General features: G+C 57.9%; 14 protein-coding genes. 10 read left to right on the plus strand and 4 right to left on the minus strand.

Annotated features, from left to right (window positions below; all coding sequences use genetic code 11):
* Nucleotides 1-27: 27 nt before the first annotated feature.
* From B145_RS0109730 to B145_RS25130, 5 genes are all read left to right on the plus strand, one after another.
* Nucleotides 28-258 (plus strand): sulfurtransferase TusA family protein, encoded by a 231-nt coding sequence (locus tag B145_RS0109730; RefSeq protein WP_018606995.1) that lies wholly within the window; start codon nt 28-30, stop codon nt 256-258.
* A gap of 25 nt (nt 259-283) precedes the next feature.
* Nucleotides 284-823 carry a YaeQ family protein gene (locus tag B145_RS0109735; protein WP_018606997.1) on the plus strand — a complete coding sequence of 180 codons (540 nt, stop codon included), beginning with the start codon at nt 284-286 and terminating at the stop codon, nt 821-823.
* Nucleotides 824-826: 3 nt separating this feature from the next.
* Entirely contained in the window at nt 827-2,227 is a 1,401-nt protein-coding gene (locus B145_RS0109740) for a DNA recombination protein RmuC (RefSeq protein WP_018606999.1), read from the plus strand.
* A 103-nt stretch (nt 2,228-2,330) separates the two neighbouring features.
* Nucleotides 2,331-4,142 (plus strand): translational GTPase TypA, encoded by a 1,812-nt coding sequence (typA, locus tag B145_RS0109745; protein WP_018607001.1) that lies wholly within the window; start codon nt 2,331-2,333, stop codon nt 4,140-4,142.
* A 224-nt stretch (nt 4,143-4,366) separates the two neighbouring features.
* Complete coding sequence (locus tag B145_RS25130; protein ID WP_018607002.1) at nt 4,367-6,175, plus strand: zinc ribbon domain-containing protein; 1,809 nt, start codon at nt 4,367-4,369, stop codon at nt 6,173-6,175.
* Between the two features lie 90 nt (nt 6,176-6,265).
* On the opposite strand, the gene B145_RS0109755 is transcribed toward B145_RS25130, so the two are convergent.
* Nucleotides 6,266-6,847, minus strand: a complete 582-nt coding sequence (locus tag B145_RS0109755; RefSeq protein ID WP_018607004.1) for a cytochrome b — start codon at nt 6,845-6,847, stop codon at nt 6,266-6,268.
* Between the two features lie 437 nt (nt 6,848-7,284).
* Here B145_RS0109755 and B145_RS0109760 point away from each other — a divergent pair, with 437 nt between their 5' ends.
* The 5 genes from B145_RS0109760 (at nt 7,285) to B145_RS0109780 (ending at nt 11,932) form a co-directional block, all read left to right on the plus strand.
* Entirely contained in the window at nt 7,285-8,688 is a 1,404-nt protein-coding gene (locus B145_RS0109760) for a sensor domain-containing diguanylate cyclase (RefSeq protein ID WP_211209799.1), read from the plus strand.
* Nucleotides 8,689-8,833: 145 nt separating this feature from the next.
* Entirely contained in the window at nt 8,834-9,232 is a 399-nt protein-coding gene (locus tag B145_RS0109765; protein ID WP_245541848.1) for a PilZ domain-containing protein, read from the plus strand.
* A gap of 139 nt (nt 9,233-9,371) precedes the next feature.
* Nucleotides 9,372-10,715 (plus strand): trypsin-like peptidase domain-containing protein, encoded by a 1,344-nt coding sequence (locus tag B145_RS27420; RefSeq protein WP_157288356.1) that lies wholly within the window; start codon nt 9,372-9,374, stop codon nt 10,713-10,715.
* Between the two features lie 111 nt (nt 10,716-10,826).
* Nucleotides 10,827-11,276, plus strand: a complete 450-nt coding sequence (locus B145_RS0109775) for a DUF441 domain-containing protein (RefSeq protein WP_018607011.1) — start codon at nt 10,827-10,829, stop codon at nt 11,274-11,276.
* 110 nt (nt 11,277-11,386) lie between these two features.
* Complete coding sequence (locus B145_RS0109780) at nt 11,387-11,932, plus strand: DUF2939 domain-containing protein (protein WP_018607014.1); 546 nt, start codon at nt 11,387-11,389, stop codon at nt 11,930-11,932.
* A gap of 18 nt (nt 11,933-11,950) precedes the next feature.
* Here B145_RS0109780 and B145_RS0109785 read toward each other — a convergent pair whose 3' ends face one another.
* The 3 genes from B145_RS0109785 to B145_RS0109795 all read right to left on the minus strand — a co-directional run bounded on the left by B145_RS0109785 (nt 11,951) and on the right by B145_RS0109795 (nt 14,414).
* Nucleotides 11,951-13,174 (minus strand): MFS transporter, encoded by a 1,224-nt coding sequence (locus B145_RS0109785; RefSeq protein ID WP_051082569.1) that lies wholly within the window; start codon nt 13,172-13,174, stop codon nt 11,951-11,953.
* 159 nt (nt 13,175-13,333) lie between these two features.
* Nucleotides 13,334-14,197 (minus strand): S1/P1 nuclease, encoded by an 864-nt coding sequence (locus B145_RS27425; RefSeq protein ID WP_018607018.1) that lies wholly within the window; start codon nt 14,195-14,197, stop codon nt 13,334-13,336.
* A gap of 7 nt (nt 14,198-14,204) precedes the next feature.
* Nucleotides 14,205-14,414, minus strand: coding sequence for a SlyX family protein (locus B145_RS0109795; RefSeq protein WP_018607019.1), 210 nt, complete (start codon nt 14,412-14,414; stop codon nt 14,205-14,207).
* Nucleotides 14,415-14,468 lie beyond the last annotated feature (54 nt).

Here is a 14,468-nt window from a genome sequence, read left to right on the forward strand (position 1 = left end):
GCTTTTCCATTTCCGGAGTAATTTTGAATGGACTTCAACCAGGAACTTGACGTCAAGGGGCTCAAGTGCCCCTTGCCCATCTTGCGGACGAAGAAGGCTTTGTCCGCCATGATGACCGGACAAGTGTTGAAAGTCGTGGCCACCGACCCCTCGACCGTCAAGGACTTTGACGCCTTTGCACGCCAAACCGGCCACGAACTGCTCTCGACCTCGGATGAGGGCAATGAAGAATTCGTGTTCCTGATCCGCCGAAAATAAACCGACCATACGGGATACCTGAAACTTGGCTTTACGTTCCACTGTCTTCAAGGCAGAGCTTGGCATTGCCGACCTCGACCGCCACTACTACGCCGACCACAGCCTGACGCTGGCGCGCCACCCTTCTGAAACTGACGAGCGCATGATGGTACGTATGCTCGCCTTCATCCTGAACGCCAGCGAGTCGCTTGAGTTTGGACGCGGCATTTCCAGCGACGATGAGCCTGCGCTGTGGGACCGTGATCTGACCGGGCAGGTGCGCACCTGGATCGAAGTCGGCCAACCCGATGAGCGCCTGCTGCGCCGGGCCTGCGGACGTGCCGACAAGGTCATCGTGTATGCCTACGGGCGGGGCCTGGATCAATGGTGGCTTCAGAATGCCAAGGGTCTGGGACGGCAGGACAAACTCAGCGTATGGCGCCTGTCGCCAGAGGACTGCAGCGCAATGGCCGCATTGGCCGAGCGCGGCATGCGCCTGCAATGCACGGTGCAGGAAGGCCATGTGTTGATTGCCGGCGACGCAGACACGCTGCAAATCGAACCCGAAGCCCTGAAGGCCGAATAAGCCATGCAAAACCTGATCCTCGTCCTGCTGGGGGTGCTGATCGTCGCGGTGGTCTGGCTGGCATGGCGACTCAAGCAACTGCCTGCGCAGCTGGAAGTTTTCTCCGCACAAGCAGAACAAAAACAACGTGACACACTGGGAGCGGCGCATCGTGCCATGCTCAACGACATGGGCATCGGGCTAGACCGGCTGGGCGACCGCATGTTGGCTGCGCAAACCGATACGGCAGAGCGCCAGCGCAATCTGCTCAACCAGGAACTCACCGCCACCCGCGAAGCCATGCAGGCGTTGCATCTGGCGATGCAGGAACTGATTGGCCGCCACTCCGCAAGCCAAACGCAAAAGCTGGATGCCCTGGCTGCCGATCTGGCGCAGCGCCAGGAACAGCTCAAGGGCGAGATGCTGGCCCACACGCTGGAAAAGCTCGCCGAGGCAGCCCGTGCCGACCGTGAATTGCTGCAAGACGGGCTGCGTACCGCCGCCCAGCAGCAAACCAACACCATGGAAGTACTGACCCGCACGCTCAATGAGCGGCTGGACGCCATCACCGGGGTAGTGAATCTACGCCTGGATGAAGGCTTCAAGAAGACCAACGAAACCTTTGCCAACGTGATGGCCCGGCTGGCGACCATCGACGAAGCACAAAAGAAGATCGGGGATCTGACCATCAATGTGGTCAGCCTGCAGGAATTGCTGGGCGACAAAAAAGCACGCGGCGCATTTGGCGAAGTGCAGCTCGAAGCTCTGGTGCAGAACGCTCTGCCGCCGGACGCCTACGCATTCCAGTACTCACTGGCTTCCGGGGTGCGTGCCGACTGCGTGCTCAAGCTCCCCGAGCCCACCGGACTGGTGGCGGTGGATGCCAAGTTCCCGCTGGAAAACTACCACCGCATGTTTGCCCCCGATGCGGGTGAGGCTGACCGCAAGCTTGCGCAGACGGCATTCCGCGCCGACGTGAAACGCCACATCGATGCCATTGCCAGCAAATACATCGTAGCGGGCGAAACCTCGGACGGGGCGATGATGTTCATCCCCGCCGAAGCCGTGTTTGCGGAAATCCACGCCTACCACCCGGAAGTGGTGGCCTACGCCCAGACCCGACGCGTGTGGATCGTCTCCCCCACCACCTTGATGGCCGTGCTCAACACCGCCCGCGCCGTGCTCAAGGACGTGGAAACACGCAAGCAGATCCACCTCATCAAAGATGCATTGGGCAAACTCGCCAAGGACTTCTCCCGCTTTGATGAACGCATGCAGAAACTCGCCACCCACATCCGGCAAGCGCACGAGGACGCGCAGGACGTGCACGTGTCCAGCAAGAAGATTTCCGGCCACTTCAACCGCATTGAGGCCGTTGAGCTTGAAGGCCTACCTCAAGCCCTAAATGCTCCCGAAGAGGAGTAGACTGAGTGGCTTACTGGCGAATTATTCCGTAATTCGCCAGTCTGTCACATAGCCGTGATACACTCTCGCCCTTTTCTATCAAGCAGTTATCCCCTCCAGAACCATGAGCCGCGCAATCCGCAATATCGCTATCATCGCCCACGTCGACCACGGCAAGACCACGCTGGTTGACCAGCTTCTTCGCCAGTCCGGCACCTTCCGTGAAAACCAGCAAGTCGCCGAGCGCGTGATGGATAGCAACGATCTTGAAAAAGAACGTGGCATCACGATTCTGGCCAAGAACTGTGCAATCCAGTACGGCGACACCCACATCAACATCGTCGACACCCCGGGACACGCCGACTTCGGCGGCGAGGTGGAACGTGTGCTGTCGATGGTCGACTCCGTGCTGCTGCTGGTCGACGCCGTTGAAGGCCCGATGCCGCAAACCCGTTTCGTCACCCGCAAGGCACTGGCCATGGGCCTCAAGCCCATCGTGGTGATCAACAAGGTCGACCGCCCCGGCTCGCGCCCGGACTGGGTGATCAACCACACCTTCGACCTGTTCGACAAACTCGGCGCCACCGAGGAACAGCTTGATTTCCCCATCGTCTACGCTTCGGCCCTGAACGGCTACGCCATGCTGGATGCCGACAAGCCCGGCACTGACATGAAGCCCCTGTTTGAAGCCATCCTCAAGCACGTGCCCGCGCCTGAAGTAGATGCCGACGGCCCCCTGCAACTGCAGGTCTGCTCGCTGGACTACTCCACCTACATCGGCCAGCTCGGTATTGGCCGCATCAAGCGTGGCCGTATCCGCCCAAATCAGGAAGTGGTGGTGATGTATGGCAACGAAAACAAGGGCAAGGCCAAGGTCAGCCAGATTCTGACTTTCACCGGCCTGGAACGCAGCTCGGCAGAAATGGCCGAAGCAGGCGACATCGTGCTCGTCTCCGGGATTGATCAGGTCGGTATCGGTGTCACCCTATGTGACCCGGAACGCCTGGAAGGCATGAAGCCCATCGCCGTCGATGAACCGACGCTGACCATGAACTTCCTGGTCAACAGCTCCCCGCTGGCAGGCCGTGAAGGCAAGTACGTGACCAGCCGCCAGATCCGTGAGCGCCTGGAAAAAGAACTGCTCAAGAATGTGGCGCTGCGTGTGACCTACACCAACGACGCTGACGTGTTTGAAGTCTCGGGTCGTGGTGAATTGCACCTGACGATTTTGCTGGAAAGCATGCGTCGTGAAGGCTTTGAACTCGCCGTGGGTCGTCCCCGCGTTGTGTTCAAGGAAATCGACGGCGTCAAATGCGAGCCGTATGAAATGCTGACCGTCGACGTGGAAGAAGAAAACCAGGGCGGCGTGATGGAAGAACTCGGCCGCCGCCGTGGCGAACTGCAAGACATGCAGCCGGATGGCAAGGGTCGCGTGCGTCTGGAATACCGCATCCCCGCTCGCGGGCTGATCGGCTTCCAGGGCGAATTCATGACGCTGACACGCGGCACGGGGCTCGCCAGCCACGTGTTCGACGAATACGCCCCGGTGGCAGGCAACATGAATGAGCGCCGCAATGGCGTGCTCGTCAGCCAGGACGACGGCGCTGCCGTGGCCTACGCCCTGTGGAAACTGCAGGATCGCGGCCGCATGTTCGTCAGCCATAACGACCCGGTGTACGAAGGCATGATCATCGGTATCCACAGCCGCGAAAACGACTTGGTGGTCAACCCGATCAAGGGCAAGCAGCTCACCAACGTTCGCGCTTCGGGTACTGACGAAGCCGTGCGCCTGGTGCCGCCGATCCAGCTCACGCTGGAATCTGCCATCGAGTTCATTGCTGATGATGAGCTGGTCGAGATCACGCCGAAATCGATCCGCCTGCGCAAGCGTCACCTCAAGGAACTGGAGCGCAAGCGCGCTTCCCGTACCGAGTAAAACAAAAAAACCCGCCACTGGCGGGTTTTTTGTTTCTGCTGTTGCTTCTGCATCTTGCAGCACAACTTGACCATCGCCAATAAATGACACACGTCCGCTACATTGCAAGGTGTCGGCTGGTACACTATTGCAGCCCTTGCTGGCGCTAGTCTCAAGCGTCATGACTTTGTCACATCCATGTCAGCCAGCGGGCACTCTCTCATCGTTCAAAGACAGGCACACCCATGTCATACGATTACAATTCGCAAGATAATCGCTTTGATTTTCCCAATCCGTACCGGATTGAAAACATCTTCTACTTCATCGCCGCCGCCATCCTGCTCCTAGGCGGTCTCTCACTCCTGCTGACTGCGCGTAGTGCGCTCGGCCAGAGTTCGCACGTAGCATGGCTCCCGCTGGGCATCGGCCTGGTCATGCTGGTGCATGGCCTCAAGCTGGGGGCAGAAGCGCTCTCCCGCCTGCGTTTCTTTTTTGGGCGTGGGCAACCGCAAAACCTTTCGAGCGCACTGACCGCAGACCAGATTGGCAGCCCGGCTAGCGCCGAAAAACTCAAAAACCTGCTGCGCCACAATTCCCTGGAATTCAAGGAACCCACTGGCCCACTCAACGGGGTGCTGTATTCGGCGCTCCCCAATCTGATTTTCGCCCCCGCCCGTATCCAGCAGATGGCGCAACGCCAGTTCCAGAATGCACTCATTATTCTGGTTACCTTGCTGAGCCTACTGGTATCTGTATTAGGCGCCAGTGCAGAAAGCGCTTCCTGGCTGGGGCTGTTCTATTTCGGCCTGACGCTGTTCATCCTGCTCAAACCGCTTGATGCAGGGGATAAGAACCAGATTGAAGTCGGTTTGAAGGGGCTGATCATCCTGATCCTGATTTCAGTCCTCGGCCCGGTCATCGTGCCGCGTCTGGTGCATGGCGTGACCCCACCCATCTGGTTGCCGGGCACCTTGCAGGCGGCTGTGGTGATGATCGTCACCGAAGCCGCCATCCTGCTGTTCTTCATGGCTGTGATCAATCAGACGCTGAAGACCCCGCCGCAAGCCAGCATGGCTGTCGAGCAAGGCACGCTGACGATGAACAGCCATCCGAAGCAGATCATCGACGAGCTGGAACGCGAGATGCAAAACCAATGGATCGCCTCGCTGCCCAATCGGCGCTATGCCCGGCAGATTCCAGAAGTCCAACTCAATATCCAGTCTGGCAGTTTTGAAGGTGAGTTGCTGGAAGAAACCCAGCCCGTCCCCAATGGCGAACTGCCTAATATGACTCTGCCATCATGCTTTGGCGAACCCCGCTACCGCTGGCTGGGCTGGCTCAACAGCTATGGGTTGGTCATGATGGGCCTGTCGGTGCTGGCCCTGATCTTCTTCGCCAAGCATTTCTTCAGCCAGGACCAAGGCATCAACACCATCGCCATTCCGATTGCCACGCTGGGCATCTCACTATGGATTCTGGGCAACTATTGCTTCAAGGCCGGCAAGGTATTGTGGGGGCGCTTTGATTTCATCTCCCGCCTGATCTGGGTGGAAATGAAGGGCAACTATCAATCGGCCCAGATGGACTACGGCAACCAGTTCACCGACCGGATCAAGACCCAAAAGCAAGTTATCAATATTGAATCGATGACGCTACGGGTATGGATTGCAGAGATTGAAACGGTGACTTTCGGCAAGGATTCCGAGCGCTTCATTCTCGCCATGCGTGGGCTGAAGAACGAAGCCGCTACCCTACATGCGCATCTGACCAACTTCGCCCAACAACAAAGCATGATCGTGGCCCCCACCTCCAGCGTCGACATGCATCGTGCCAACGCACTGGGGGTGATGAACCAGTTGGGCGACAAGAATCACGAAGCGCATCAGGCATTGCCCGGCGCCATTTCACAGGCCATCCAGAACGCTGCGGCACCGGCGCCACAAGCGCCCAGTGCGCAGCAGCCCCCCGCACAAACTCTGGATACCTGCCCGGCATGCCAACCGGCCCGCTTGATGGGCTCAAAGTTCTGCCCGGAATGCGGTAGCCGACTCTAGGCCAAGCGCCCCCCAGGCATCTGCATGAAAAAGGCCACCCACATCAGCCGATGTGGGTGGCCTTATCATTTGCCTTCAAAGCAAAATCAATCAGCTGTTTGCCGCATCACCCTTGTTGCAGCAACCCTTCTTGCAGCATGAAGGAAGCATTCTGCGCAGGGTGTCATCCTTGACCACGTAGTGGTGCCAAAGGGAAGCCAGCACATGGAGCCCCACCAGGAAGTACACCGCATTACCCAGCGTTTCATGCACTTCGCGCACGGCATTACGCAAATCCGGGTTCTGCGCAATCATGGTCGGCAGTTCCAGGCCGAAAAGCGCGACCGAACGCCCACCAGCTTGCGAAAAGATGATCCCGGTAATGGGCAGGGCAAACATCAAGGCGTACAAGGCCCAATGTAAAAGATGTGCAGAAACCACCTGCCAACGTGCATCCCCCAACACGGGCGGGGTGCCCAGGCGGATGCGCTCCTCAAACCGCACAAACGCCAGCACAAATACCAACAAGCCGGCTGAAATGTGGATGCCACGCAGACTATCGCGCAATGCCTGCCCGGTTTCCTTGGGGACTGTGCCACGATACTCAATAGTGGCCAAGGCCACTACAAACAGGATGAACATCAGCCAGTGCAAAGCAATCTGTGTTTTACGATATGAGTTTGATTGGGCCATACAAAATCTCCTGAGGGGGTCAAGATTCAACGAGTTCCAGGAACCTGATCACGATCTGTAGCGAGACGCTGTCAACGGGGTGAAGCGCAGCACAGAAACCGAAGTTTCTGTGAATAAATGAGGATTTCGAGCTGCGCATGAGCCCCGATCACCGCCTCGCAGTAAGATCATGAACAGGTTCAAAACCTGATCGCGCCATTCTACCTGCAGAACACCCGCACCAGACGACACAGAGCAAAAACCAAGTGTATAGACAGTGCATGGCGCTTCCATGACATAAGCGAAGAATAGAAGGGTTTTCCTTCACGTGCAAAAAACCTGCAAAACAAGAAAATCCCATTAAACTTTTCAACAGGATCGCTTCTTGCACCAACTTTTACACTATGCAGACACCTCTATCACCTTTCTGGCAGCGCCGTTGGTTGGTTTTATTCACGGTGGCCCTGACGCTGCTGCTGGGTTTTGCCTTTACCGTGCTCACAAGCTATGCGGTCTCCCATAAGGAGATTCGGGAAGGCATCCTGAGCACCGAACTCCCCTTGACCTCCGACAACATCTATTCGGAGATCCAGAAAGACCTAGTGCGACCGATTCTCATTTCGTCAATGATGGCACGAGACACTTTTGTCCGCGATTGGGCCATTGGGGGCGAACATGATGTATCTCGCATGAATCGTTATCTGCAAGAAGTCAGCACCCATTACAACACCTTCAACAGTTTCTTTGTCTCAGACGCCAGCCACAACTATTATTATCCCAAAGGCGTACTCAAAAAGATAGAGGAAAAACAAGCACGCGACGCATGGTATTTCCGCGTCCGCAATATGCAAGAAGCTTACGAGATCAACGTCGACTACGACCAGGCCCATCAGGATCGGCTTGCCATCTTCATCAATTACCGGGTTTTTGATTATGACAATCACTTCATCGGCGCAACCGGAGTGGGGTTGGCCGCAGATAACGTCACAGACCTGATTTCAACATACCAGAAACGCTACGGTCGGGAGATCTATTTCGTCGATACCGCAGGCCGGGTCACAATGGCGGGCGAATCCGTCCACACAGTCAAACCCGGCACCCAGCTGCAAAACGTAGAAGGGCTCAAAACCATTCTTGCTGCGGCCCTGGCCAACAAGCAAAAATCATTCGAATATCGCCAGGATGGCAGGCTGCATCTGCTCAATGTGCGCTATATCTCGGAGTTGAAGTGGTATCTCTTCGTTGCCAAGGAAACCGACTCGGCATTCTCGAACATCCGCCATGCACTCTTCATCAATCTGGCAATCTGCCTGCTGGTTACAGTGATTGTGCTGGTGGTGTTCATTCGCGGCTTTGGCCGCTATCAGCGCCAACTCGAAGCGCTGGCGACAACCGATCCCCTCACCAAACTGTATAACCGACGTGCCTATGCCCAGCACCTGAACCGCAGCATGCGCGAAGGCAAACGTTCGGGCAGCCCCTTGTCGCTAGTGATGATGGACCTGGATCACTTCAAGCAGTTCAACGATACGCACGGCCACAACAAGGGAGATACCCTGTTGCAACAAGTGGCCCAGACCCTGCAAAACAACCTGCGCACCACGGACATGATATGCCGTTGGGGTGGCGAAGAGTTTTCCGTCATCCTCAAGGATTCCCCATTGCAGCAGGCCACAGAGGTGGCGGAGAAATTGCGTCAGGCCATTACTGAAGAGTGTGGCGCGGGCGTCACCGCAAGCTTCGGGGTGGCCCAACTGGATCTGGGTGGCCCGGATGCCTCGGCCGAATCCCTGCTTGGCCGTGCGGATGCTGCGCTCTACGCCGCCAAACAGGCGGGCCGAAACTGCGTCAAACAAACCTGAGCGCCCCCGGGGCATGGCACTATTTGGGGGCCGGCGTGATATCCCCCTCACTACGGAGAAGAAAGAATTCAAGTTTTGTATTTCTGCAATTGTTCTTCCGGGCGCCGCCCGTTAAGATTCATGCACTGATGAACTGATGATCCGCATGAATTCCAGCCCGTTATTTGAGCGCCGGACCCGGCAACGCTTTCCCGCTGTGCGGGATGGTAAACCCTATGTGTGGCTGTTGCTGGGCAACGAGCGCTGGCCTTTGAACGACCTGTCGCTTGATGGTTTCAGTGTGCCTGCCGATACCCCCATCCCAACAACGGATGAGCCCTTCGACTTTGCGCTGCGTCTATCTGACTCACCAGACAAGGTGCGGGGTCAGGCCCAGGTCATGAATACCGTGGGTGGGGTCACGGGTTGCCGCTTTGTAAGCGTGGAGGACGATGGCGAAGCCCGTGTCTTTGAGTGGCTCACCGTGATTGTGATCTGCGCGGCCAAGCTGCGCATTACCGCCAAGGAAGCCGAAGCCATCGTCAAGGGGCCATCTCTGATCTGAGGATCGGCCAACTTGCCTGTCGCACGGGTAATCTTCACAGCAGAAGCACTCAATGACATACTGGCAGAATCTGCAATTGGGGACTGACGCGCAGCCACGATGCCATGCCCCACCAGAGTGCCTGTTATAAGAGCATTGGGTGAGCATTACACTACACCGACAAATCGACAACGCCCGTGGCCAGACTCTGAATCCTATGACGAAAAAGACCCTGTATGCCATTCTTGGCGCACCTGAAACGGCACGCATCGAAGAGATTCGACAGGCATACGAGCAGCGTATGGCCGGGCTTGAGCCCAGCGATACTATTCTGCAAACCGCCATCAAGGATGCGTGGGACATTCTGAGCAATCCGCAACGGCGTGAAAGATACGACGCCTCGCTACGGCGGGCGCGGGCCCAGGACGAAATGGCGATCGAGTACGTGGAAGACACCGGCTCCAGCAAAACGCCTTTTATCATCGGCGCGCTGATAGTGCTGGTCGCAGCAGGCTGGTATTTCTTTCGCAAACCCACTCAATCTGCCCCAAAAATGACGGCTCCAGTGGTGCTGGCCCAGGAAAATGAGGCCCAACCCACCGCTATAAACGTCCAAAACACCCCTGCGGCAGCCCCTGGCTCCACCAAGGGTCTGACGCCAGAGGAGCTGTTTGCCCGCGCCTCCAACAGCATTGCGCGTATCAACGTATTCAACGGCAGCGGTCAGCAACTCTCGATTGGCAGTGGCGTAGTCATTGATAGCGGTACGGTCATCACCAACTGCCACGTCACCCAGGGTGGGGCCAGCATCAAGGTCAAGATGCAGAACTCGCAATACGATGCCTCCATCCAGGTCGCGGATGAGCAACACGACCTGTGCAAGCTGTCAGTGCCGCAGTTGCGCGCGCCCTCGGTCAGCATCGGGCGGGTCAGCAGCCTCAAGGTTGGGCAGAAGGTGTTTGCCATCGGCTCGCCCCACGGTCTGGATCTGACCATCAGTGATGGCCTGATCTCCTCGCTGCGGGATGCCAGCGATGGCACCTATATCCAGACTACGGCACCCGTGTCGCCCGGCTCCAGTGGCGGCGGTCTGTTTGATGAAACCGGGCAGTTGGTCGGCATCGTCACCTTCCAGGATCGTAGCGGCCAGAACCTGAACTTTGCCATTCCGGCCGAATGGATCAACACCATGTCGGCCTCGACCGGCCACGACAACAGCCGCTACTCCACTCGCCCGGAAACGGAAAGCAGCAACACAGCAGACGACCTGATCGTGGGCGACTGGCACTGCTTTGGCCCGCTCACCGGGCGCGGCCTGGACGTGACCTTTGCGGGCAACGGCGTTGTCAGCGGCTCCCTGGATGGCAAGCCTTTCATGGGCCGCTACTACATGCAGGGCAAACAGATCACGCTGTTCTCGGACGTATTCCAGATCGAGGAACTCAGCACCGCCCGCCTGGTGATGAGCCAAGGCAGTGGTCGTCGACTCGTCTGCAACCACTGAGCAAGCACCCATACCACCGCAGCAGTGCTGGTGATAGACTGCATGCCTATCACGTCTTGGCCCCGTTTCGCAGACCTTGTACCCAACACGGTCTGCTGATCTGTTTTCCCCATGAGCTTTGAGAACCTGCCCATCATCCTGATTCTGGCCCTGTCGGTCATCGGGAACAACAATACCGTTGCCATTGCTGCCGCAGCCCTGCTGTTGCTGAAACTACTCGGGCTGACCAGTTGGCTCAATGTGGTGGAAACCCGTGGCATCAATGTCGGGGTCATTATCCTCACCGCCGCAGTGCTCACGCCTCTTGTCACCGGCAAGGTTGATATTGCCGGGCTCGGCAATGCGTTCAAGACCCCGACAGGGGTGATCGCCATCCTCATCGGACTTGCCGTGGCATGGATCGCAGGGCAAGGCGTGGGCTTCATGAAGACCTCGCCCGAAACCGTCACCGCACTCATGGTCGGCACCCTGATCGGCGTCTGTTTTTTCAGAGGTCTTGCCGTCGGGCCGCTGATTGCAGGTGGCATGGTGGCCCTGATTGCTGGAACCCTAAGGCTCTAAGCCCTCTGGTAAATCGTCGCGGATTTCATCTGCCTCAAACATTGCGCGGTGCGCGTTGCGTCATTCAGGCGTACCATTGCAAGAGCATATCCACCATCAATGACTCTAGCATGAACAAAAAAGCAAGGCTTGCTGCCGCAGCGCTGGTTGTGGTGCTGGGTGCTGGGTTCTACGCCACCCCTTACATCACCGTGGCACAGATGCGCTCTGCAGCACAGGCCAAGGATGCAGACAAACTCAGCCGCTATGTCGACTTCCCCGCGCTCCGGGAAAACCTGAAAACCACCTTCAACGAAAAGATCAATGCCCAGATCGCCCAATCCAAGGATGCCAGCCCATTTGGCGCTTTGGGCGCAGCGGTGGCGGGGGCGTTGATCAACCCGATGGTCGACGCGATGGTCACCCCGCAAAGCCTCTCCATGATCGTACAGGGGCAACAACCCAAGGGGGAGAAGCCCCAGGAAGAGGCCATCCCAGCCGCCGATGCAGCGTCCAAACCAGAAGACTCCAGCACGGATGTCTCAATGGGCTATGAAGGCTTTGACCAGTTTGCGGTCAACATCAAGCACAAGGATTCCGGTGAGCCAGTCAGCCTCATTTTCCATCGTGAGGGACTGATTTCCTGGAAGCTAGCGGCCTTGCGCCTGCCCATGTAGGGGATTTATTCCATCCGCCTATCCCTTCGCGGGCTGATGCTTGCGGATATCGGGCAGGAAGATCGTCAACATGCCCAGCAGCGGCAGGAATGAACAGACCAGGTAGACGAAGTCGATACCGGAATGGTCGGCCAGCCTGCCCAGCAAGGCCGCACCCACGGCTCCCATGCCAAACGAGAAGCCGAAGAACATCCCGGCGACCATGCCGACCCGCCCGGGGAGCAGTTCCTGCGCAAACACCACAATCGCCGAGAAGGCCGATGCCAGGGTGAAGCCGATCACGAAGCTTAGCACCGTCGTCCAGAGCAGATTGACATGCGGCATCATCAGGGTGAAGGGGGCCACCCCGAGAATCGAAACCCAGATCACCCGCTTGCGCCCGATGCGATCCCCAATCGGGCCGCCGATCACTGTTCCCAAGGCCACCGCAAACAGGAAGATGAAGAGGTGGACCTGTGCCTGCTCTACAGAAACGCCAAACTTGTGGATCAGGTAGAAAGTGAAATAGCTCGTCAAACTGGCAAGGTAGAAATACTTCGAGAAGACCAGCGTCAGCAGCACCCCAATGGCCAGCACCACCTTGCCGCGCGGCAAGTCCTTGTCTGCCCCCCCTTGGCGCAGCTTGGCCTTGAACGCGCCCTGGCGCTGCTGATGCGCGTACCAGTTGCCCACCTGCCACAGCAGGCAAATCGCCATCAGCGCTGCCAGCGAGAACCACATCACACTCTTCTGACCATTCGGCATCACGATCCAGGCGGTCAACAGCGGGCCTAGCGCCGTGCCTGCGTTGCCACCGACCTGGAAGATCGATTGCGCCAACCCGAGCTTGCCACCGGACGCCATACGGGCCACGCGGGAAGATTCCGGGTGGAAGATCGACGAGCCACTGCCCACCAGGGCCGCCGCACAGAGCAGGGCCGCATAGCTGCTGGCATTGGCGAGTAGAACCAGGCCAATCAAGGTGCTGGTCATCCCCGCCACCAGGGAATATGGCTTGGGGTGGCGATCCGTGTACATCCCCACAAAGGGCTGGAGCAAGGAGGCCGTGGCCTGGAAGGTAAAGGTAATCAGCCCGATCTGGGCAAAGCTCAGGTTGAAGCCCCCTTTGATCATGGGGTACATGGCAAAGATCAACGACTGAATCATGTCGTTGAGAAAATGCGACAGACTGATGGTGCCCAGTATCCTGTAAGCAGGGTCTTGAACTGGCGCAGCCGTGGCTGTAGTAGTGGCTGTAGTCAAAGCTGTTTCCTTTATCCAAACACCAAGCACAAATGCTCAGTACAAGGATAGAGCTTCAATCGATTTCCGACTAACGCCAACAAGACCAAATATAGAGAGAAACAGACACTATCGGTACCCCAAGTAGAAAGAAGCCATCAGCCCAGCTGCGTTCTGGATTCACTGCAGCACAGTATTCAGTAACACCGCCAGCCGGGCCGCAGCCCGCTCCATCTGCAAACGGATCACCGGTAGCGCCTGCACCTGATAGGCTTCATCAAGAAGCATTGGCGTGTCGTCGCTGCGGGGCGGGTTCCAGCTCCCACATGCGAAACCAGGCAAGGGGGTATAGGCGTGCTCAAGTGCCAATTGGCGGGATTCCTGCATCCAGCCTGCGACATCTTCAGGGGCATAGGCCGGAAGCTCGGCAGGCAGATGCAGGCGGCCGAGTTTGAGCGCCTTGGCGGCCAGTTCGCTGTCCCATACCTGATGCAGCGTACGACGCTTGCCGTCTTCCACCCCCGCCAGCGCAACAGGCAAAGCCCCTTTGTCTTTGGCCACACCTGAATGCAAGGGCTGATGCAGATCCCCCACCAGATGCACCACCCACTTCAAGGCTTCGTTGCGGGCACGCGGTGCCTGATCCCGGTCTGCGAGAATGGCCGCGTAATGCAGGATCAACTGATCCACGCAATGCCCATCTGGACAGGCGCCCAGTTCGGCGGAACACACAGAATTGCCCCGGACATGCCAGCCACGATAGGTTTTGGCGTCCGCCCCCTCGCGGATCTCATCCGCCCAGGATGCCACCTCTGCCAAGGTATGGCGCCCGGAAGGCTGTCCCCCCCGGTCCAGGTCGTCTGCCAAAAGCAGCTTGACCTGCGCCTGTGCCGCAGGACTCAAAGCTGCTTGTGCCAAGTCCGCAATCGCCGCATGCCCTTTGACACCCCATGCCTGGGCCTGCGGTACGCACACCAGCAAAAAACCGCTACAAAGGGCCCACCTTGCATGCCCCAGCAAACGGCGCACAGCACCTTGCATCATGTGGCACTCAGTAATGTGGGGGGATGTCTTCGCGCAGATCGCGGGGTTCCGCACCACTCGCGGTCGCCTGCGCCTGCATCTGCCGGTAGAGCGTGCGGATCTGCTCTTGCAGCAATTCGATCTGCTGCTGTTGGCGGAACACCGTCCGGTTGAGCGCATCAATCTGATCCTCGCCCAAAGCCACTTTGGTTTCCAATGCCACCAAACGTTCTTCCATGCTTCCACCTCTGCTTATCATTGGGAAGGGATTGTAACGCGGCCCCTTGCAGAC

This window comes from Uliginosibacterium gangwonense DSM 18521, assembly GCF_000373965.1.
Lineage (GTDB): Bacteria > Pseudomonadota > Gammaproteobacteria > Burkholderiales > Rhodocyclaceae > Uliginosibacterium > Uliginosibacterium gangwonense.

What these genes read in the sequence shown, in the direction of transcription:
- B145_RS0109780 (WP_018607014.1), top strand. Translation starts at nt 11,387, where the DNA reads ATGAACAAAAAAGCAAGGCTTGCTGCCGCAGCGCTGGTTGTGGTGCTG.
- B145_RS0109795 (WP_018607019.1), bottom strand. Translation starts at nt 14,414, where the DNA reads ATGGAAGAACGTTTGGTGGCATTGGAAACCAAAGTGGCTTTGGGCGAG.
- B145_RS0109740 (WP_018606999.1), top strand. Translation starts at nt 827, where the DNA reads ATGCAAAACCTGATCCTCGTCCTGCTGGGGGTGCTGATCGTCGCGGTG.
- B145_RS25130 (WP_018607002.1), top strand. Translation starts at nt 4,367, where the DNA reads ATGTCATACGATTACAATTCGCAAGATAATCGCTTTGATTTTCCCAAT.
- B145_RS0109765 (WP_245541848.1), top strand. Translation starts at nt 8,834, where the DNA reads ATGAATTCCAGCCCGTTATTTGAGCGCCGGACCCGGCAACGCTTTCCC.
- B145_RS0109755 (WP_018607004.1), bottom strand. Translation starts at nt 6,847, where the DNA reads ATGGCCCAATCAAACTCATATCGTAAAACACAGATTGCTTTGCACTGG.
- B145_RS0109730 (WP_018606995.1), top strand. Translation starts at nt 28, where the DNA reads ATGGACTTCAACCAGGAACTTGACGTCAAGGGGCTCAAGTGCCCCTTG.
- B145_RS0109775 (WP_018607011.1), top strand. Translation starts at nt 10,827, where the DNA reads ATGAGCTTTGAGAACCTGCCCATCATCCTGATTCTGGCCCTGTCGGTC.
- B145_RS27425 (WP_018607018.1), bottom strand. Translation starts at nt 14,197, where the DNA reads ATGATGCAAGGTGCTGTGCGCCGTTTGCTGGGGCATGCAAGGTGGGCC.
- typA (WP_018607001.1), top strand. Translation starts at nt 2,331, where the DNA reads ATGAGCCGCGCAATCCGCAATATCGCTATCATCGCCCACGTCGACCAC.